Genomic DNA, 18,600 nt, shown 5'->3' with positions numbered 1-18,600 from the left:
GTGCGGGGGTGCGGGGGTGCGGGGGTGCCGGGCTGCCGTACGGGCCGCTTGGTGGCTGCGGATGTGCCTGTGATCGAGACGGGCGCCTCGGATTCAGGCTGCGCGCACATGAGTGCAGGCGTTCGCGTACGAGCCCCGGCGCCCTGTCTGTGAGTCGCGCCGACCGAACTCGAGCACGAGCCCGAGCGCCCTGCGCCCGAACCGACCGCTTCGACCACGACGGAAACCGACCACTGCGGAAACCGACCGCTTCGGAAACCGACCGCTTCGGAAACCGACCGCTTCGGAAACCGACCGCTTCGGAAACCGAGTCGCGACGCCGGAGTCACACCTGCCGTCATCCCGCGCCACAGCCACGGCGTCACAGCCAGAGCCAGAGCCGCCGACACCCGAGCGAGAGCCTCAGTCTCCGCCGCCCGTTCCCGAGCGGAGCCCGTCACGGCCAGGCGGCACGGCACACCACCCGTTGCCTGAGCGGAGCGTGGCGCGCCGAGCCCTAGTCCAAGTCCTCGAACGCTTCCGCCAGGCCCAGCCCGGGTATCGCGGAGACCGGCGGAGCCGTGACGCGCGTGACGAAGTCCTCGCGGCGCCTGGCGCGGTCCCCGTTGTCCGCGGTCTCCTGGACGACGACCCACACCGTGACCTCTCCGTGGACCTCGTCCCGGACTCCCCAGTCATCGGCCAGCGCCGTGATGATGTTCAGCCCACGGCCGCCACGTGCGGTGACCGAGGGCGTGGCCGGAACCGGGCGGGTCGGACCACCGCCGTCCGTCACCTCAAGGGTGAGCCGGCCCGAGGGGTCGACACGCCACGCGGCGCGCACGTCACCGTCCCCGGCGAGCGCGTCGCCCAGCGGTCTGCCGTGTTTACAGGCGTTACTGAGCAGTTCGGAAAGGATCAGTACGGCATCGTCGATGACTGACTCCGTCACCCCACCGGTACGCAGTTGGTCGCGCATCCTGTGTCTTGCTTCCCCCACGCCCGCAGGGCCATGGGGAACGGCCATGCTCGACGACGTGGGCACCTCCTGTGCCACCACCAACGCCACCCCCGAGACCTCCTTTGCCCCACGCCACGGTGTGAATGCCCCATTGGGCTGAACCGGAAACCGGCCAATCCGCGTCCACCGACGCACTCGGAACGATCAAATACGGAACGAACGCGCCGGTGCACTCCCCGTAATCGGAGGGCTGGTTCCGGGTGCTGTTCTGGGGGCTTCTCCGGGGGCTCTCAGGCCCGTTTGAGGCTTCACAGAGGGCTTCTTGAGATTGTTTTTCCTTTTGTGAAGTCTCTGTAGAGGTTGATTTCGACTGGGTCTCGGCGGCCCTGCGCGGACGGTCAGCGGCCCAACTGGCGCAGCACCGCGCGCGGACGGTTGGTGATGATGGCGTCCACTCCGAGGTCGACGCAGAGATCGACGTCCTGGGGTTCGTTCACCGTCCACACGTGCACCTGGTGCCCGGCCTGCTTCAGACGCTCGAAGTACAGCGGCTGATTGCGCACGATCCGGATCGAGGGCCCGGCGATCCGGACGCCCGCGGGCAGGCGCCCGTCGCGCAACCGGGGAGAGACGAACTGCATCAGATAGACCGTGGGCAGTGTCGGGGAGGCGGCCCGGACGCGGTGCAGCGAGCGCGCCGAGAAGCTCATGATCCGTACCGGGGACTCGGCGGCGGACTCCGGGGCGTCCAGCCCGAACCGCTTCAGCAGGAGCAGCAGCCGCTCCTCCACCTGGCCCGCCCAGCGCGTCGGATGCTTGGTCTCGATGGCCATCTCCACCCGGCGGCCGGAGTCGGCGACGAGCTCCAGGAGGCGCTCCAGGGTGAGTACGGAGGTGTCCTCACGGTCCTCGGGGCGGTACTCCCAGTCGGGCGCCTCCTCGCCGTTCTTCCAGGAACCGAAGTCGAGGGCAGCGAGGTCGGCGAGCTCCAGCGCCGAGACCGCGCCGCGGCCGTTGGACGTACGGTTCACACGGCGGTCGTGTACACAGACGAGATGGCCGTCCGCGGTCAGTCGTACGTCACACTCGAGGGCGTCCGCACCGTCCTCGATCGCCTTCTTGTACGCGGCCAGAGTGTGCTCGGGGGCCTCTTCCGAGGCGCCGCGGTGGGCGACGACCTGAATCGGGTGCTGTCGTGCGTGGGTCACCGCGTCATGGTGCCACCGTGACGGGGTACGCGTGAGGGCGATCGCATCACAAAACCGTCTGTTTAGTCCGACAGGTCCTATATAAAGGATGGTCGCGGACCCACAGTCACCGCTTATGGTGCTCTGACGGTCGATGGGAAAAGCTGACGTCGTACAAAAGCAGACGTACAGAAGCACATGACGAGCACATGCACAGATGCACAGCTTCATCGCGCCGGACCGTCGAAGCTGAACGAGTGTGACCGAGTGCGACCGAGAACAACAGCCGTGGATCGAGGAGAAGAGCTGTGAGCACCGAGAACGAGGGCACCGCGGTACCCCCCGCCCCGTCCGCACCTCCCGTGCCGGTGGAATCTCCCGCTGCCTCCGCACCCGCCCAGGCTCCCGAGCCGGGAGCGTCCTCCGACGGCACCGCCGCCCAGGGCGCCCCGACGGCTCCGATCCCGGCGGTGCCCGCGAGCGCTCCGGAGGCCGCCGAGCAGCAGCTGGTGCACACGGGCGCGTCGGCGTACGCGTCCCCCGGCGGCCAGGGCGCCGACGGCCACGCGCAGGCTCAGGGAGCCCCGGGAGCCCCGGGAGCGCCCTACGGCGGGACGGCACCCGCCCAGGCCGACTGGCCGCCGCCCCCGCCGCCGGCCACGCCCTCGTACGCGGACGGCGGCGGCTCGGGGACCGGCTGGGGCTCCTCGTACCAGCAGCCCGCGCCGAAGCCCTCAGGCAAGCGCGGCGGACTGCTCGCGGCGATCCTCGTGGCCGCCCTTGTGGCGGGCGGTGTGGGCGGCGGCATCGGCTACACGCTGGCCGACCGCAGCGAGAGCTCCGGCGACTCGACCACCATCTCCGCCTCCCAGAGCGGCGGCGACCTGAAGCGCGACCCGGGCACCGTCGCCGCGGTCGCCTCCAAGGCGCTGCCCAGCACGGTCACCATCGAGGCCGAGAGCAGCAGCGGTGAGGGCGGCACCGGCACCGGCTTCGTCTTCGACAAGCAGGGCCACATCGTCACCAACAACCACGTGGTGGCGGGAGCGGTCGACGGTGGCAAGCTCACCGCGACCTTCCCCACAGGCAAGAAGTACGACGCCGAAGTCGTCGGCCATGCCCAGGGCTACGACGTGGCGGTCATCAAGCTCAAGAACGCCCCGTCGGACCTGAACCCCCTGACGCTCGGCGACTCCGACAAGGTGGCCGTCGGCGACTCGACCATCGCGATCGGTGCGCCCTTCGGCCTCTCGAACACGGTGACCACGGGCATCATCAGCGCCAAGAACCGCCCCGTGGCCTCCAGCGACGGCGGCAACAGCACCAAGGCGTCGTACATGAGCGCCCTGCAGACGGACGCGTCGATCAACCCCGGCAACTCCGGCGGCCCGCTGCTGGACGCGCAGGGCAACGTCATCGGCATCAACTCCGCGATCCAGTCCTCGAGCAACGGCGGCCTCGGCGGCACCGGCCAGTCCGGCTCGATCGGCCTGGGCTTCGCGATCCCGATCAACCAGGCGAAGAACGTCGCCCAGCAGCTGATCAAGACGGGCAAGCCGGTCTACCCGGTGATCGGCGCCTCGGTCACCCTCACCGAGAGCGCGGGCGGAGCGAAGATCACGGAAGAGGGCGAGGGCGGCTCCGACGCGGTCACCCCCGGCGGTCCCGCGGACAAGGCGGGCCTCAAGCCCGGAGACCTGATCACCAAGCTCGACGACACCCCGATCGACAGCGGCCCCACTCTCATCGGCGAGATCTGGACCCACCAGCCCGGCGACAAGGTGACCCTCACCTACACCCGCGACGGCAAGACCCAGACAGCCGAGGTAACCCTGGGCCAGCGCGAGGGCGACAGCTAGCGGTTAGTCTTGTCCCCGCACACCCGTGATCGCGGGCGTGCGGGGTGGGTTGCCCGAGCGGCCTAAGGGAACGGTCTTGAAAACCGTCGTGGCGCAAGCCACCGTGGGTTCAAATCCCACACCCACCGCCAGGTGAAACGGCCCCTGACCAGGTCATATGGTCAGGGGCCGTTGTGCTGTTCGGTGCCCGGTGGCGACCGTGGTTCCCCGTGGTTTCCCGCGCGATCGGGCACGGATGGGGCACGGTGTCTCACCACTCTTCGGTGGCCTGGTCACTCGTACATCGTGGCGGCCCTCAGCGCGTGAGCGAAGTACGTCCAGTTGCCTTCGGTCGGCAGAGGCTCCCTGCTGGTGCCGTTCGTACCAACCGGGCCCGGACTCCACCCAGGCCGTGAGCGCTTCGATGGCGGGTGCGCTGACCGATCAGGCGCTGATCTGGCACGGGCCGGGGTACTTTTGCAGGTGACGCGGTCGGCAAACCTTTGGCGTACCCGCTGAGCTGGCGGTACGCCCTCAGCTTGGGAAGCTACGAGCATTTGCGGCTGGATCGGCCGCTGACCTGGGTGCACGTTCGGCCCGTGCTCCTTCTGGGATCGGTTGATTTCACCGTGGTCCCCCACTGCTCCCCCGCTCATTCTGGTGCGGTAGTGGTGCAGAGCTGCAGCGACCAGGAGGTGATCACCGCGCTGACGTGAGATCCAAAGGACAGCGCGGAGACCGTTGCTGGCCAGCTCTGGTCTATAGCTCAGCCCTCGAAGTTGGTTGCGAGCTCCATATGTGCCGCCTCCAACTCTCCTTCGGTATCAAGCACAAGGCAACACACGGGGCACGCGAATGCCTGTGCGTGTGCGGTGGTGGGCTCCCACTCGTCGTGTTCCCCGCAGTAGACGCCAGCGTTGCATTCTTCGACAACGCAGACGTCGTGCTCCAGGTACCCATACATGTCTCCCCACGCTGGGCAGGCCGGGCAGGGCTCCCACCGCCACAGGTAGGTGCCGTATCCAGCAGCCTCATACGGTCGCGGACGCCACACCACGTCACTCGACGGCTCCGACAGAGTGAACTCCAGCTCTGACGAGAGAGCGCCCCGGAATGCTCCCTCCACATTGCGGGCCACCAGGGTCTTCACCGCTACCGCATCGGTCGATGACACCTCGCTGTCCCGGTCTATTGCCAGGTAGCCGTACGACTTGAGCAGGTCCGTGGCGGCGCGCTGAGCCCGCATGCTGGTGGTGTGCAAGGCGGCCGAGACGATGGCGCGGTGCGCGACGCTCAAGGCATGTCGTGCAGCCTTGTCGCCGCGGAGGGCTTCACCCCACAGGGGAATCCTGGCGATCGCGTCGGCCGCTGTGGCCGCAGTGCTCTTGGCGGCGTCCATGGCGGCGCGTGCAGCCTCCTTGCCCTCGGCTTGTGCCAGGTCTTCCGCAGCTTGCTCCATGCCAATCTTCGGGATGGCCGGCATGGCTGCGACCTTGCTGAGATCATGGAAGGCACGGGCGTAACCCCTCCAGAAGTCAGGAGCGGGCGTATCGAGTTCCTTACGAACGGCCTCAGCTACCTGGAGGGCCGTTGACACTACATGCTCAGCGGTGGCCGCATTGTGGTGGGCCAGGTGAGCGATGCCGTTGCGGGCCTCCATCACCGGCGTGAACGCATCGAGCGTGACAGGCATGCGGCCCTGCATCACGACCTCCGCATCCTTGAATGCCTCGGCCATGCCGATCGTTCGGGCTTGCTCCAGCGGCTTGACTCCTTTCTCTCCCGCAAAGCCAAGTGTGTGGAAGCGCAGCGCCCGGTCCCCATGAGCCGAGATCAACAGTGGGTCGTGGTGGCACAAGACCGCCTTCAGGCAGAACTCGGAGCCCATGCCAGCATGCAAGACTGCGAAGAGACGGTTCCCGCCGCGCCAGGAGTCGAGGGCGGATCGCATCATCTGCGCAGCCAGGTCTGTGAATCGCTCGGCGTTCAACTGTTGGTATCCCCTCCGATTTGGCACCCACCACTACCTATCCCCTGACGATGCCGAAGACACCGGCATGCTCCCCAAGACGCCTGGCAGAGCAACTCCCTGACGGAAAGAAACAACCCATCTTGCCGTACTGCCACCCCTGGGTGGAAACGCGTATGGCTGGGGGCCTCTGAGCTGGTGGCTCGGGCGGCCCACGGACGGCCCAGAGTTGATCACCACGGGTCGGCCGGTTGGCCGACTGCGGACACTGTCGCTTTCGATGCGGACCGGCTGAACCTCAGCCGACGACAGTCAGCCACGACGGAGGGTGCGCCGACCGATCAGGCGCGCGTGTGCCTCGCTGTACCCCCACCGGCCTTAGCCACGTTTCCGGATGCCGGAGCAGCAGCCGTCGGCCACTGGTGCTGATGGCGCAGCGTCTTGCCTCGACACTTCTCAATACGCGCCTGCCACCGACCCTGTCAGCGCGTGGATCATATGCAACGCATCTCGAGTGGATCACCCTGGCCCCCACCCACGGTGCGCGAGTGCTCTTGCGCTCATAGGGGTACGCATATGTGAGAGTCGATGACAGGCAGTGCACGCCTGCGTAGTCTGTGGTCCTCTGAATCTTAGCTGTCAAGGTTGTGCCTGGAGGCCCCGTTGTCCAGCCCATCGAGTCTGACGATTCCTCGTCGGCATGTGCCAGTTTTCCGCTTCCTGGCCGAAACGAGCGACAAAGTTGCAGAGGGTATTCAGAGCTGTCTCTCAGGTGCTTCAAGTTACCTGTCCGTCCCAGCAGTTAAGAAGCAGCTTTCCAACATCGAGGGCGTAACGCCCGATAATGCCAGCAACCTTGTTGATGGTCTAATCGGCCTGAATACTGTCATGCTTTCGCATGGCTGGGAAATTAATGACATCCTGGAGCGAATTGGCGAGTCGCGACAACTGGATTTGCCAGACGAGCAAAAGCCTCAACTCATTAAGCGGCTGGGTTCCTATCTCGAAACCCCGGCTATTCAAGAAGTGGCTAGGGCTGCCGATCTAGCGGGTGAGCGAGAGAACTTTTTCCATACTGTTCGGGTTTTGACTGACGTTCGTCCAGTATTTGGTGACGATCCATCCGAGAAACCGCGGGCAGTAGTGGTAAATCAGACGTTGAAATTGCAATACTTTAACGACAGGAGCGAGACGAGAAACATCTTCATCGCGCTAAACGAGGAAGACCTTGAGGATCTGCGAGACGCGGCGATCCGGGCTTTGTCGGAGGCTCGCAATGTGAAAAGCCTCATGGACTCGTCGGGGCTCCAGATTATTCAAACTGAGGGGGAGTAAGGATGGCCGCGGGGAGTCTGAGCTATGTTGCCGAGTGGGAAAGCCTTGAGCGGGATGAAGGCGCCTCAATTTATGGCTTCGCAGACGTGGAGGCTGAGGTTGTCCCGCTAGTATTCGGTACCCGCTTGCTCCGCTCCAGCAGTGCAAATCAGGCACCTCGCATTTTGGACCCAGGTGAGGTTCAAAGTCGATTTAGGAAGCACTTTGACGAGTGGTATTCCGAAACGGAATTTGTTTCCTCCGTGGCTGAATCTGTAATGCACCCAGCGTTTCAACGGATTATCGGCTTGGGGCTTCAGGGTATCCCTCTTGTGCTTAATCAACTGATGGCCACGGGTGCTTCCGAGTGGTTCTGGGCTCTCAGCTCCATTGTGGGGGAGGATGTGGCGGAAGGCTGTGATGATACACGGGAAGCGGCGGCTAAGTGGCTGTCGTGGGGGGAAAGTATGGGGTACGTGTGACAGTTGGTAGACGGGCCATCCTTGAACAGTATTTCCCTGGCCTTAAAGAGGTCTCTTATCGGCTGACGAGCCCGCAGGATACTCGCTATAACTGCATCGCTTGGGCTGCGGGGGATTCCACCAGATGGTGGGAGCCGAGCGGGATGGGAGGTCATTATTGGCCCTCGGGGCTCCCAACCGGTAAATTTAACGGCGCGTATAACGTTTCCTGGTATGTTGAGGCGTTCAAGCGTTGCGGTTACCAGGCATGTGACACTGAGGCGCCTGAACGCGGTTTCGGTAAAGTAGCCATATTTTCGAAGGGTGGCGACGGTTCGCATGCTGCCCGTCAAATTCCGGATGGCCAATGGGCAAGCAAGCTGGGTCGGAGTGAAGACATAGTTCATGGCACTTTGGCGTCAATTGAGGGAGAGACCTACGGTAACGTCTTCTGCCTCTTGCGGAAGCCGCTTTCTTTTGCGTCCGCGTGATCAGCCTTCGGTTGAGGGCCGCGCGGCAGCGGCTGAGTACAGGCCTGGAGTCAGCAGCCTCGGCGCCGACATACCGCCTTCGTTGGCATCGGACGGCTGATTGCTGTGCGCGTGGCACGGGCGGCGGCCGGGCTGGAGCGGGGCGGAGACATGAGCGCAGGCCCGGCCGGGGGCCGGGCCGCGCGCGGGGAGCGGAGCGAGCCGCACTTGAACCAGTAGGGAAAGTTTGAATCATGGTCGGGCTGCTGGTCGTGTCCTGTCTCGGTTGATGCTTGACGCTGCGGTCCCGGCTCGTGGACGTCGTGGCTCTCGGGCCCGGTGGTTCCTGCCTCTGGTGTAGAACCCTGGGTATGGGCAGTGAGCGGCGGGAGCGGATGCGGGCGCTTGGGGTGCGTCTTCGGGCTCTGCGAATGGATGCTGGTCTGACGGGTGCCGTGCTGGCTCAGCGGGCCGGTGTGGGACAGCCGACTGTGTCCAAGGTGGAGAACGGGCGGATGGTCCCGAGTCGGGATGTCCTGGAGCGGCTTGCTCGGGCTCTCGATCTCGACGGGTTGACGGCTCGTGAGGTGCTCGACTTGCTGGCCGAGGTGGAGGCCGCTGCGGCTGACTCCGGCGAAAGCTCCGAGGGCGATGTGCCTGCCGGGCTGCTCCTGGACGAAGCGATCCGCGGTGCTCGGCTGGTGCGCTCGTTCCAGTGTGTGGTTCTGCCGGCCATGCTCCAGAGTGCCGAGTACGCCCGGCATGTCTTCGCGAGTGCTCCGAAGATGGATGCTGAGGCGGTCGGGCGTGCTGTTGCTGCTCGTGTGGAGCGGCAGAGCGTTCTGTATGAACCGGGGCGGGAGTCGGTGTTCGTGCTGACCGAGGGCGTGTTGCGGACGTGGCCGGGCACTCCGTCGCTGATGCTGGCCCAGCTCGACCGGCTGCTGGCTGTTGAGAGCCTGAGCACCGTACGGTTCGGTGTCATCCCGTGGGACCGACCCGTGCCGCTCATGCCTCGTCACGGCTTCACGTTGTGTGATCGGCGGGCCGTTGTGGTGGAGGCGTTCCGGAATGAGCGGGTCTCCGAGGATGCGAACGAAGTTGCTTCGTTCGAGGAGATGTTCAGCCGCTTCGAACGCGCTGCCGTGTTCGGGCCTGAGGTGCGTGAGCTGCTGTTGCGGGTGCTGAAGGAGTTTCGGGACCTGGCGGACACCGTCACCCCTTAGAGGAATAATTCCTCTAGATGCCTTGGATCGTTGTCACGCTTAGGAATACTCTGCCTTCATGCTGTCTAGCCCTCTAGACGAGGAGAGTTCCTGTGCTCACCCGTTGGTGTCGAGCCTTTCCGGGCCTACCCGAGCAAGTGGCTGAAGCCCGCCACTTCGTCGCCGCCCTGCTTGAGGAGTGGGGTGGCGTCGACGACGCCGTCCTGATCGTCGGGGAGTTGGCGGCCAACGCCGTGCGGCACACCCTGAGCGGGGCGCTCGGCGGCTGGTTCCTCGTGGTCGTTGCGTACCACGCGGATCACGTGCGCATTGAGGTGATCGACCAGGGTGGCGACCAAGTGCCCCGGATGCGCGATGCGACCAGCCAGGAGGAGGGTGGCCGTGGCCTGACGCTCGTCGCTGCCTGCGCCAAGGACTGGGGGATCAAGACTGTGGCGAATGGGCGCACCGTCTGGGCCGACCTGGCGCGGGAGTGCGCGTGACGCTGCTGGGTGCGGTCTTAGTATCTGGCTGCCATGCGGGCGGTGGCGGGTGAGCCCTCGGGGTGTGCCCCGGCGTAGATCAGGCTTCTACGTGATCGGCGCTTACTCGGGACGGCTACTCCCGCCCATACCGTCTAGGCCCCTAGACTCTGAGGGGAGCCTAGGAGGTGAGAGCATGTCGGACGAGTTGCAGCGGATCATGGCGATTGATGATCCGTACCTGCTCCTGCGTGAGGTCACAACCCGGTTGGCCGACGCTCAGCAGGAGGTGACCGAGCTGGCCCGGCTCCGCCGCCGGGTCGTCCAGGACCTGCACGCACGGGGGCTTTCGTACGCGCAGATCGCGGAGAAAGCCGGGCTGAGCCGTGGGCGAATCCATCAGATCCGGCACACCGGCCCGGCGCCCGAGGGGGCTTTCCTCGGTGTGGGCGCCGTTACCGTCGCAACCCCGCTGCGACGAGACGACGAGCGGGGCCGCACGGTCGTCGCCGTGGACGACGTGAGTTCCGGCAAGCGCCTGGAAGACCTGGCGCGGTCGTACGGGCTCGACGTCGCCTCGGAACACGTTCCGGTGAGTGGCGATATGGATCTCAACCGCGACGGCCTGGTCGTCGTCTGCGGCCCGCGCATGTCACAGGACATGTGGGACACGTACGCCCAAGATCCCGTGCTGCGTTGGGAGCGCGCGGATGACGGGCCCTGGACGGTCGCGGACCGTCGCACGGGCATGGTGCACAGGTCTGGGCAGGACAGTGACCCGGTCCGGCCGTACGACGTCGGATATCTCGGCAGGCTCCCCCGGCCGGACGGCAAGGGTTCGCTGCTGGCCATCGCCGGTATCCATACGCAAGGCTCCCTTGGCGTCGTCCAGTTGCTCGCCTCGGATCTGAACGCGTTGTGGGGCCAGGTCGGGGAGCATCGGTTCTCCACCCTCGTGGGGGTCGAGTACGACCTTGAAACCAATGAGCCTCGGTCTGTCGAACTGATCTGCCCGCTCTACCGGCACGACGAGGAGGACGGGGCGTGAGCGTCGTCCTTGGCTCCCTGCCATCCCAACCGGGGAGGGAGAACGAGGACTTCACCGCTGCGGCCCCTGGTGCTGCCGTCCTCCTCGATGGTGCCGGGGTGGCTGGCGCAGAGACCGGGTGCGTTCACGGCGTGGCCTGGTTCTCCGGAACCCTCGGGGCCCTGCTGATCCGCGCTGTCACCGCGGATCCGGCTCGGTCACTCGCCGACTGCCTGGCCGACTCCATCGGTGAAGTCCGGTCCCTGCACGGGGACACCTGCGACCTCACGTACCGAGCCAGTCCGACCAGTACGGTCGTCGCTGTCAGGGCCCGTGAAGGAGAGCTGGAGTATCTCGTTCTCGGTGATTCGTCGCTCCTCCTCGCCGAACGCGATGGCGGAACGGCTGTCGTCACGGATCAGCGCCTGGACGAGGTGGGCAAGCGGCTTCGCGGCCCGGTCGACGAGTTGCCTACCGGCTCGCCCGAACACGCTGCCGCACTGGCTGAGTACCGGGATGCGCTGACGCGGCTGCGTAATCGGCCGGGCGGCTTCTGGATTGCCGGCCCCGAGCCGCAGGCGGCCGAACACGCTCTGACTGGGACTGTGTCTCTGGGCTCGTTGGCCTCGGTGACGCTGTTGAGTGACGGCGCGACACGTCTTGTCGACCGATTCGAACTCGCCGACTGGGACAAGGTGTTGTGTCTCCTCAACTCGTCCGGGCCGGACGAGCTCATTCGCCGTGTTCGCGAAGTGGAAGCCGAGGACCCCAACGGTCGGCGGTGGCCGCGCGGCAAAGCGCATGACGACGCCACCGTCCTTCACTGGACGCTTTCGTAGGGCGCCCCAGACCTAGCCGCACCGCGACTCGTATACCCCCCTAGACAGTTGATGGGCTGTCGGGTTACGGTTGGCGTCAACCCCCCTAGACAGTTCAGGGTGGGCCACCTCCTTGCTGTCTAGGGGGGTATCCAGTTCGGATCGGCGTCCATGACGGACGCTGCCAACCAGTGAGGTTCACAGAATGCGTGTCATCCCCGTCGACACTTCCGCCGCGACGCTGCTGGTCACCAAGCTGCCCGAGGTCAAGGTGCGTGATCGCCAGACCGGAGAGGTCGCCGTCGACCCGGTGACGAACGAGCGGCTCATGACCCTTGAGCTGGTGTTCATCGCCGAGGGCGGTTCCGACATGATCAAGGTCACTGTTCCCGAGAAGGGCATCGGTGACGGCTTGGCGATGGGTGCGCCGGTCTTCCTGTCCGGCCTGGTGGCCCGGCCCTGGGAGAGCGAGTTCGGCGGCCGTACTCGGCACGGTATCGCCTTCCGGGCTGACGCCGTGATGGTCGGCGCTGCCGCGCAGGGCTGATCACCATGACTGATGCCGTGTGGGTTCTGGTGCTGGGACTGCTGGCGGTCGCCGCGCTGATTGTGGTGCGGCGCCGCCTGCCGGTCCTGTTCTGGTGGCTCGTCGGGTACCCGGTCGTCGCACTGCGGGTGCTCGTCTCGTACCGGGCGACGATGGACGCCTGCGGTCTGACGGTTCCGGCCTCAGCCATACGCCGGGCCACGGCTCGGATGATGGGGCGGGAGGCGGCGCCCGTACCGCCTCGCCGGTCGCTGCCCCTGCCCACCGCTTCCGGCCTCGTGATGCGGCTGCGCATGGCGACCGGGCAGGCGCCCGAGGACTTCACCGCCTCGGCCGACCGGCTACGGCATGCCTGGGCTGCGCACGCCGTGCACATCCGCCCCACCAAGCCGGGACGGCTGGAACTGCGGCTGGTCGGCTGGGACGTACTCGCCGACGTACGGCCCGCACGGCAGCTGCTGCGGACCGGGCCCCTGTCCCTGCCGCTGGCGCTGCGGGAAGACGGGCACTGGCACGTACGGGACTTCCGTACGGTGCCGCACGAACTGATCCTCGGCGCCACACAGTCCGGCAAGTCCGTGTACCTGCGGAACCTGCTGTGCGGGCTGGCCCGGCAACCCGTCGCACTCGTCGGTATCGACTGCAAGTGGGGCGTCGAACTCGCGCCCTTCGCGCCCCGGTTGTCCGCGCTCGCCGACACCCCGGACCGGGCGAACGACCTCCTGGACGCACTGATCGACGAGATGGAGGCACGGTTCCGCCTGATCGGTCTCTCGGCCGGGGCCGATGCGGATGCCGTGCTCACCTCGGACGTGTGGGGACTGCCCGACAAGGTGCGGCCTGTGCCGGTCGTGGTCGTCGTGGACGAGGTCGCGGAACTCTTCCTCGCCGCCAGCCGGGACGACGAAAAGCGACGGGACGCCATGGTCACCAAGCTCATCCGCCTCGCCCAGCTCGGCCGCGCGGCCGGCATCTACCTGGAGGTGTGCGGACAGCGCTTCGGCTCCGAACTCGGCAAGGGCGCCACCATGCTGCGCGCCCAGCTCACCGGCCGGATCTGCCACCGCGTCAACGACGAGACCTCGGCGAACATGGCCCTGGCCGACATCTCCCCTGAAGCGGCGCTCGCCGCTACGTCCATCCCGGCCGAACGGCCCGGCGTCGCGGTCGTCGGCGACTCCTCCGGCGGCTGGTCCCGCGTCCGCTCGCCGCACCTCTCCCTCCACGATGCGGCGGCCATCTGCCGCGACACCTCGGCCCTCGTGCCCGTCCTGCCCCGTCTCGACTCGTTCCGGCCCGCCGTCCCCCTCTCCGGCGAGTCCACCGAGGCCATCTCTTCCGCCATCCCCGCGCCCACCGCGCGCACGGTGACCGAGTAGCAGCACTTCCTTCCCCACGGTCGGCGTGACCGCCTCACGCCAAGTCCCTACCCCAGTCATGCCGAAAGCCGAAGGAGACAAAGATGCCCTGCGAGCACTGCGGCGACGAGACCGGCGCCATCGACCCGCTGGAATCGGCCCTGATCTCCGCCTGGAACAACTCGCCGGAGGTCATGGACGACTACCGCGACGAGGAACCGGAAGACACCTCAGACTCCCCGTGGGCCTGGTGACCACCTCCCATGTTCCGCTCGATCCGCCCCGACGCCGTACTCGTTCAAGCAGTCATCGCGGGCGCCCTGTCCTTCTCGCACCTACACGACCTGGCCGAAGCGGCGGGACAGGGCGGCTGGAAGGCGTGGGCCTACCCCGTCAGCGTCGACTTGTTGCTGGTCGCCGCCTGGCGCCGGATGGGGGAGCAGCAGCGCACCGGGCAACCGGCCGGGGGACCGCGGTTGTGGTTCCTGGTAGCTCTTGCCGCTTCCCTCGGTGCCAACGTCGCCACTGCCGGACTCCTCGACCTGGACCACGTCCCCGCCTGGCTCCGGGTACTGGTGGCCGGTTGGCCCGCCGTCGCCTTCTTCGGCGGAACGCTGCTGGCGCACTCGCCTCGCGCCCCGGAGGCACCGGCGACTTCGGTGACGGCAGACACGAACACCGACCAGCTCTCCGCCCCGCCCGTCGTCGACGGACCCCACCGTGACGCGCTCCCGGCGCCGCCCGCCGACCCGGAACCGGCCCCTGAAGTCACGAAAGAGCCGGTCACCGTGCCCGCCCCGGCGCCTGCCGCTCCCGCTCCCGCCGTAGCCCTGCCCCCGGCCCTCGTCGATCGCGTCCGAACCCTGGCCGAGGAACTCCGGGCCACCACCGGCCGCCCCGCCGACCCCGATGTCATCCGCGTCCGGCTCGGCCTACCTCCCTCTATGACGCAATCCGTCGCCGCACACCTCTGAGAAAGGACGATCCGTGAACCCGCGCTTCCGCAACGTCCGCCGCATCGGCCCCGTCCAGGTCGCCTCGTACGTCGCCAGAGGCCGCAACCGCCACGTTGCCGCATGCACGGCCCCGAACTGCGACTTCTCCGCCGAGTACGACAGCCGCGCCGCCGCCGAACTCGCCGCCCGCACCCACCGCTGCAAGGCCTGACAGGAGATCACCGCAATGGACGTCCCGCTCTGGCTCGCCCTGCTCGTCGTCGGAGTCCTCGGCGTCAAGCTCGTCCGCCCGCCGTGGTGGCTGATCGCCGTGCTCCTCCTGGGCGGCTACCTCGTCGCCGACAGCTTCCTGGCCCCCGCCATCGGCACGGTCCTCAAGTAACCGCAGAAGGGATCACTCTCGTGTTCACCCCGAAGTACCCGCCCCAAGACACCGCACCTGTCCCCACCGCCACGGCCCCGACCACCGGGCCGGTCCCGGCCCCGGTCACGTCCGCCCCGGTCTCGAACCGGCCGACCGTCCAGCTCACCCCTGGCAGCACGCTCGCCCTGGTCGCCTGTGGCGGCGCCGTGGTCCTCGTCGTCGGCGCGGTCCTAGTCTCCATGCTCCTCGCGGTCGCCATCACCGCCACCTCCGTGGCCGTCTGCGCGGTCACCATCCGCTCGATCCTCAAGAGCCGCTAAGCCCACCTGCTCCACCCGCCTTCGCCTGCCCATGCTGTCTAGCCCCCTGGACGGCGTGGGCGGTGAGCCCCGAACCCCCGCTTCTCCAAGGAGGAACCCGCACATGCGCCCCACGGCTCCCGCAGGAGCCATCCGCCAACTGGCGGTCCTCGCCCGGCACGGCGACCTCAGCGCCTACGCCCAACAGATCCAGCGGCTCGGCGGCTGCGAACAGCCCGTGCGGATGGAGGGCCACCGACTCGACGTTCACGCCGCCACGGGTGAAATCGTTCGGGAGCTGGCTGACCGCGACCTCCCGGCCGGGCAACTCCTCGTCCGCTGCAACAACCGCCGCGCCACCCGGTGCCAGGCCTGCGCCGAGATCTACCGCAAGGACACCTTCCACCTCGTCACCGCTGGGTTGAGCGGCGGCAAGGGCATCGGCCCGGCCGTGGCCGACCACCCCCGCGTGTTCGCCACCTTCACCGCCCCGTCCTTCGGCCCCGTGCACAACCGGCCCGGTGGCGGCCGGTGCCGCTGCGGTCGCCTCCACCCCGACGACGACCCGGCCCTCGGCACCCCGCTGAACCCGGACCGGTACGACTACCGCACCGCCGTCCTCTGGAACGCGCACGCCGGTGCCCTGTGGGCCCGCTTCACCACCTACCTGCGCCAGCAACTCGCCGCCCGTGCGGGGCTCACCCGCTCCGAGCTGCGCCACTGCCTCAAGGTCTCGTACGCCAAGGTCGCCGAGTACCAGCGGCGCGGCGCCGTCCACTTCCACGCCGTGATCCGCCTCGACGGGCCGGAGGGCGCCGAGGACGCTCCACCGCCCTGGGCCACCACAGAACTCCTCACGGACGCTGTTCAGTCGGCGGCCGAGCTCGCCGAGACGCCCGGCCCCGTCCTCGACGGACACGCCTACGCCTTCCGCTTCGGCGAGCAACTCGACATCCGCCCCATCCGCTCGGCCGACTTCACAGGCACCTCGGACCTGTCCAGCCGCGCCGTGGCCGCCTACATCGCCAAGTACGCCACCAAGGGCGCCGAGACCGCCACAGGCACTCTGGACCGCCCCATCCGAAACCCCATCACCGACCTCATCGGCGCCGAAGTCACCGACCACGCACGACAGATGATCCTCACCTGCTGGCACCTCGGCGCGCTCCCGGAACTCGAACACCTGCGCCTGCGCAAGTGGGCCCACATGCTCGGCTTCCGCGGCCACTTCTCCACCAAGTCCCGCGCGTACTCCGTCACCCTCGGCGCTCTCCGCCAGGAACGCGCCGACCACAACGAAGCCCTGGCCCGCGAACGCGCCGCCGAGGCCGGACACCCGCTGCCCGACCTCGACCCCGACACGGTCCTGGTCCTGTCCCACTGGCGCTTCGCCGGAACCGGCCTGACGAACGCCGAAACCTGGCTTGCCGCCACTCGCGAACCCACCCACGAAACGGAAGGAGAGCCGACCCATGGATGAGCGCTACCTCACGGTTGACCAGGTCGCCGATCGACTGGGCACGACGGTTCGCTTCCCTCGGCGGCTGATCGAGGAGCGGCGCATCACGTTCGTGAAGGTCGGCCGACACGTCCGCATCCCGGAGAGCGCCGTACGGGAGTTCATCGACGCCAACACCGTGGAACCGGTCGTTCTGCGGCCCATGGGCCTGAGGAGGGCTGCCTGATGGCTGGGAAGCGCAAGTCCCGCCGGACCTACGGCCGGGTCCGCAAACTGCCCTCCGGACGCTTCCAAGCCCGGTACCCGGGGCCTGACGGTGTGCTTCGGCCTGCGGACCGGACGTTCGCCACGTCGACGGATGCTGACCGATGGCTGATGCGGAAGCGCATCGAGATCGAAGAGGGGCGCTGGCTCGACCCTGCTGAGGGGCAGACGACCGTACGAGACTGGGCGGCCCGCTGGCTCGCGGCCGTCTCCCCTCAGCTCAAGCACAAGACCCAAGCAACGTACCGATCCTTGATCAACTCGCTGATCAATCCGGCGCTCGGGGAGCGTGAGCTGTCGGGCCTCCGGCCGATCACGATCACTGAGTGGGTAGCCAGCATGAACACCAAGGGACTCAGCGCTTCGCGTATCCGGCAGGCGTACCGGGTCCTGTCGCAGATCATGCGGGCTGCTGTCGACAACGACATGATCCCGCAGACGCCGTGCAGGGGCGTGAAGCTCCCCCGGATGCCGCAGACCGAGCCGCACATCCTCACCCCGCTTGAAGCCTCCCGGATTGTGCGGAGCGCTGCCAAGCCGCATGACCTGCTGATCGCGCTTCTCGCGTACGCGGGCCTGCGCGTCGGCGAGGCGTTCGCCCTCCGCCGCGTGGACATCGACGTATCCGGCGGCTTCGTCCTGGTCGACGAGAACCTGGCCGAAGCCAACGGCGCCTTGGTCTTCGACACGCCAAAATCCCACCAGAAGCGGCTTCTTCGCGTCGGCCCGTCGCTCGCGAAGCGTCTCGGCCGGCACCTGGAGGCCCTGCCCGGAGGGGATGACGCGCTCCTATTCACGACGCCCGGCGGCAAGCCTCTGCGCTACAACCAGTGGCGCAAGGCGTACTTCAACCCCGCCGTGTCGGCAGCCGGGCTGACCGACGTGACCCCGCACGACCTCCGGGCCTCGCACGGGACTTGGGTCGCCGACCGGTACGGCGTGATGACCGCCGCTCACCGGCTCGGCCACTCGAACGCGAGCGTCACGACCCGGCACTACGCCCGGCCTGTTGCCGGTCGTGATGACCAGGTCGCCGAAGCGGCGGACTCATGGCTCAGCGGGCACGATCCGGCCCCTGGGGCACGTAGCGGGCACGACGACGATGACGACGGCTCCGCCGGGGTCCTCGTGCCCGTCTGACCTGCGGCGGAGGGACAGGCGCCCGTGATCGCCGAAAGGTCTTGAAAACCGTCGTGGCGCGAGCCACCGTGGGTTCAAATCCCACACCCACCGCAGCCTGACCGTGGGGCGCCCGGAACCAACCGGTTCTGGGCGCCCTTTGGCGTGTGCGTGCGGTGTTCTTGGGGTGTACGCGTGCGCGTGTCTGTTGCCGGCCAGGAGAGCCCCGCGACCGCCACCGGCTACCGCCGCTCCCCCGTCATCCGCGCCGCCGAAGCGATCGTCGAGCGTGCCTCTCGTTCGGTGAGGCCCGTGCGGACGGCCGCGTCGACCAGGGCGTTCGACAGGTCGGGGCCGATGCCGTTCTCGTAGGCGCGGCAGGCCGCCCAGAAGAGGCGGGTGTTGCGCTGGCCCTCATGGGCGGCGAGGACGAAGTGGACCAGCCCCTGGCCGTGCCGGCCGGTGGACGAGGGGGTGGGGTGATGCGTGCGTGGCGGGGGGAGCAGCAGGTGGAGGAGAGGTG

At 67.5% G+C, this 18,600-nt stretch carries 21 protein-coding genes and 2 tRNA genes; 19 read left to right on the top strand and 4 right to left on the bottom strand.

The genetic code is table 11. The annotated features are described in order from the left end of the window. Positions 1 to 496: 496 nt before the first annotated feature. Both FNH04_RS21515 and FNH04_RS21505 read right to left on the bottom strand, forming a co-directional pair. On the bottom strand, positions 497 to 1,135 hold the full coding sequence (locus FNH04_RS21515) for an ATP-binding protein (RefSeq protein ID WP_322723468.1): 639 nt from the start codon (positions 1,133 to 1,135) through the stop codon (positions 497 to 499). 203 nt (positions 1,136 to 1,338) lie between these two features. Continuing rightward, positions 1,339 to 2,148 carry a glycerophosphodiester phosphodiesterase gene (locus FNH04_RS21505; RefSeq protein ID WP_322723467.1) on the bottom strand — a complete coding sequence of 270 codons (810 nt, stop codon included), beginning with the start codon at positions 2,146 to 2,148 and terminating at the stop codon, positions 1,339 to 1,341. A gap of 287 nt (positions 2,149 to 2,435) precedes the next feature. Here FNH04_RS21505 and FNH04_RS21500 point away from each other — a divergent pair, with 287 nt between their 5' ends. Further along, positions 2,436 to 3,986 carry a S1C family serine protease gene (locus tag FNH04_RS21500; RefSeq protein WP_322723466.1) on the top strand — a complete coding sequence of 517 codons (1,551 nt, stop codon included), beginning with the start codon at positions 2,436 to 2,438 and terminating at the stop codon, positions 3,984 to 3,986. A 43-nt stretch (positions 3,987 to 4,029) separates the two neighbouring features. After that, positions 4,030 to 4,117 (top strand) — tRNA-Ser (locus FNH04_RS21495). 614 nt (positions 4,118 to 4,731) lie between these two features. Here FNH04_RS21495 and FNH04_RS21490 read toward each other — a convergent pair. Continuing rightward, on the bottom strand, positions 4,732 to 5,853 hold the full coding sequence (locus FNH04_RS21490) for a hypothetical protein (RefSeq protein ID WP_152786677.1): 1,122 nt from the start codon (positions 5,851 to 5,853) through the stop codon (positions 4,732 to 4,734). 783 nt (positions 5,854 to 6,636) lie between these two features. Between FNH04_RS21490 and FNH04_RS21485 the strand changes: the two genes are divergently transcribed. From FNH04_RS21485 to FNH04_RS21415, 17 genes are all read left to right on the top strand, one after another. Further along, complete coding sequence (locus FNH04_RS21485) at positions 6,637 to 7,269, top strand: hypothetical protein (RefSeq protein WP_152786675.1); 633 nt, start codon at positions 6,637 to 6,639, stop codon at positions 7,267 to 7,269. Positions 7,270 to 7,693: 424 nt separating this feature from the next. Then, positions 7,694 to 8,200, top strand: coding sequence for a DUF7689 domain-containing protein (locus FNH04_RS49630; RefSeq protein ID WP_425588611.1), 507 nt, complete (start codon positions 7,694 to 7,696; stop codon positions 8,198 to 8,200). 350 nt (positions 8,201 to 8,550) lie between these two features. Further along, a complete protein-coding gene (locus tag FNH04_RS21480; protein ID WP_152786673.1) occupies positions 8,551 to 9,405 on the top strand; it encodes a helix-turn-helix domain-containing protein in 855 nt (284 codons plus the stop codon). A 92-nt stretch (positions 9,406 to 9,497) separates the two neighbouring features. Beyond that, positions 9,498 to 9,887: an ATP-binding protein gene (locus FNH04_RS21475; protein WP_322723464.1), complete on the top strand. Its 390-nt coding sequence runs from the start codon at positions 9,498 to 9,500 to the stop codon at positions 9,885 to 9,887. 175 nt (positions 9,888 to 10,062) lie between these two features. Further along, entirely contained in the window at positions 10,063 to 10,914 is an 852-nt protein-coding gene (locus FNH04_RS21470) for a sigma factor-like helix-turn-helix DNA-binding protein (protein ID WP_152786671.1), read from the top strand. Further along, on the top strand, positions 10,911 to 11,732 hold the full coding sequence (locus FNH04_RS21465) for a protein phosphatase 2C domain-containing protein (RefSeq protein WP_322723463.1): 822 nt from the start codon (positions 10,911 to 10,913) through the stop codon (positions 11,730 to 11,732). Before FNH04_RS21470 ends, FNH04_RS21465 begins: the two co-directional genes overlap by 4 nt. Before the next feature lie 184 nt (positions 11,733 to 11,916). Next, entirely contained in the window at positions 11,917 to 12,258 is a 342-nt protein-coding gene (locus FNH04_RS21460) for an SCO3933 family regulatory protein (RefSeq protein WP_152786667.1), read from the top strand. Positions 12,259 to 12,263: 5 nt separating this feature from the next. Then, on the top strand, positions 12,264 to 13,637 hold the full coding sequence (locus tag FNH04_RS21455; protein WP_152786665.1) for an FtsK/SpoIIIE domain-containing protein: 1,374 nt from the start codon (positions 12,264 to 12,266) through the stop codon (positions 13,635 to 13,637). Between the two features lie 83 nt (positions 13,638 to 13,720). Further along, a complete protein-coding gene (locus tag FNH04_RS46630; RefSeq protein ID WP_194236760.1) occupies positions 13,721 to 13,870 on the top strand; it encodes a hypothetical protein in 150 nt (49 codons plus the stop codon). Positions 13,871 to 13,879: 9 nt separating this feature from the next. Then, positions 13,880 to 14,590, top strand: a complete 711-nt coding sequence (locus FNH04_RS21450; RefSeq protein WP_152786663.1) for a DUF2637 domain-containing protein — start codon at positions 13,880 to 13,882, stop codon at positions 14,588 to 14,590. Between the two features lie 13 nt (positions 14,591 to 14,603). Beyond that, the gene (locus FNH04_RS21445; RefSeq protein ID WP_322723461.1) at positions 14,604 to 14,783 is read left to right on the top strand and encodes a mobile element transfer protein; all 180 of its coding nucleotides are present in this window, start codon (positions 14,604 to 14,606) and stop codon (positions 14,781 to 14,783) included. A 15-nt stretch (positions 14,784 to 14,798) separates the two neighbouring features. Then, entirely contained in the window at positions 14,799 to 14,954 is a 156-nt protein-coding gene (locus tag FNH04_RS21440; protein ID WP_152786661.1) for a hypothetical protein, read from the top strand. A gap of 20 nt (positions 14,955 to 14,974) precedes the next feature. Continuing rightward, positions 14,975 to 15,256, top strand: coding sequence for a SpdD protein (locus FNH04_RS21435; RefSeq protein ID WP_322723460.1), 282 nt, complete (start codon positions 14,975 to 14,977; stop codon positions 15,254 to 15,256). A gap of 103 nt (positions 15,257 to 15,359) precedes the next feature. Beyond that, the gene (locus tag FNH04_RS21430; protein WP_152786659.1) at positions 15,360 to 16,715 is read left to right on the top strand and encodes a replication initiator; all 1,356 of its coding nucleotides are present in this window, start codon (positions 15,360 to 15,362) and stop codon (positions 16,713 to 16,715) included. Then, positions 16,708 to 16,920 (top strand): helix-turn-helix domain-containing protein, encoded by a 213-nt coding sequence (locus FNH04_RS21425; protein WP_152786657.1) that lies wholly within the window; start codon positions 16,708 to 16,710, stop codon positions 16,918 to 16,920. The genes FNH04_RS21430 and FNH04_RS21425 overlap by 8 nt, the downstream gene beginning before the upstream one ends. Then, positions 16,920 to 18,098 (top strand): tyrosine-type recombinase/integrase, encoded by a 1,179-nt coding sequence (locus FNH04_RS21420; RefSeq protein WP_152786655.1) that lies wholly within the window; start codon positions 16,920 to 16,922, stop codon positions 18,096 to 18,098. The genes FNH04_RS21425 and FNH04_RS21420 overlap by 1 nt, the downstream gene beginning before the upstream one ends. A gap of 6 nt (positions 18,099 to 18,104) precedes the next feature. Further along, positions 18,105 to 18,193 (top strand) — tRNA-Ser (locus FNH04_RS21415). 126 nt (positions 18,194 to 18,319) lie between these two features. Here the strand turns inward: FNH04_RS21415 and FNH04_RS21410 are convergent. Continuing rightward, positions 18,320 to 18,600, bottom strand: a 281-nt coding sequence (locus FNH04_RS21410; protein ID WP_194236759.1) for a primase alpha helix C-terminal domain-containing protein, incomplete at its 5' end; no start/stop codon positions are given.

The sequence above is a fragment of the Streptomyces phyllanthi genome (assembly GCF_009377205.1).
Classification (GTDB): domain Bacteria; phylum Actinomycetota; class Actinomycetes; order Streptomycetales; family Streptomycetaceae; genus Streptomyces; species Streptomyces phyllanthi.
This window is presented reverse-complemented; position numbering and strand designations above follow the sequence as displayed.

Coding starts and splice junctions, on each gene's coding strand:
- FNH04_RS21425 (WP_152786657.1), top strand. CDS start 16,708: ATGGATGAGCGCTACCTCACGGTTGACCAGGTCGCCGATCGACTGGGC.
- FNH04_RS46630 (WP_194236760.1), top strand. CDS start 13,721: ATGCCCTGCGAGCACTGCGGCGACGAGACCGGCGCCATCGACCCGCTG.
- FNH04_RS21455 (WP_152786665.1), top strand. CDS start 12,264: ATGACTGATGCCGTGTGGGTTCTGGTGCTGGGACTGCTGGCGGTCGCC.
- FNH04_RS21440 (WP_152786661.1), top strand. CDS start 14,799: ATGGACGTCCCGCTCTGGCTCGCCCTGCTCGTCGTCGGAGTCCTCGGC.
- FNH04_RS21450 (WP_152786663.1), top strand. CDS start 13,880: ATGTTCCGCTCGATCCGCCCCGACGCCGTACTCGTTCAAGCAGTCATC.
- FNH04_RS21430 (WP_152786659.1), top strand. CDS start 15,360: ATGCGCCCCACGGCTCCCGCAGGAGCCATCCGCCAACTGGCGGTCCTC.
- FNH04_RS21460 (WP_152786667.1), top strand. CDS start 11,917: ATGCGTGTCATCCCCGTCGACACTTCCGCCGCGACGCTGCTGGTCACC.
- FNH04_RS21490 (WP_152786677.1), bottom strand. CDS start 5,853: ATGGGCTCCGAGTTCTGCCTGAAGGCGGTCTTGTGCCACCACGACCCA.
- FNH04_RS21420 (WP_152786655.1), top strand. CDS start 16,920: ATGGCTGGGAAGCGCAAGTCCCGCCGGACCTACGGCCGGGTCCGCAAA.
- FNH04_RS21470 (WP_152786671.1), top strand. CDS start 10,063: ATGTCGGACGAGTTGCAGCGGATCATGGCGATTGATGATCCGTACCTG.
- FNH04_RS21480 (WP_152786673.1), top strand. CDS start 8,551: ATGGGCAGTGAGCGGCGGGAGCGGATGCGGGCGCTTGGGGTGCGTCTT.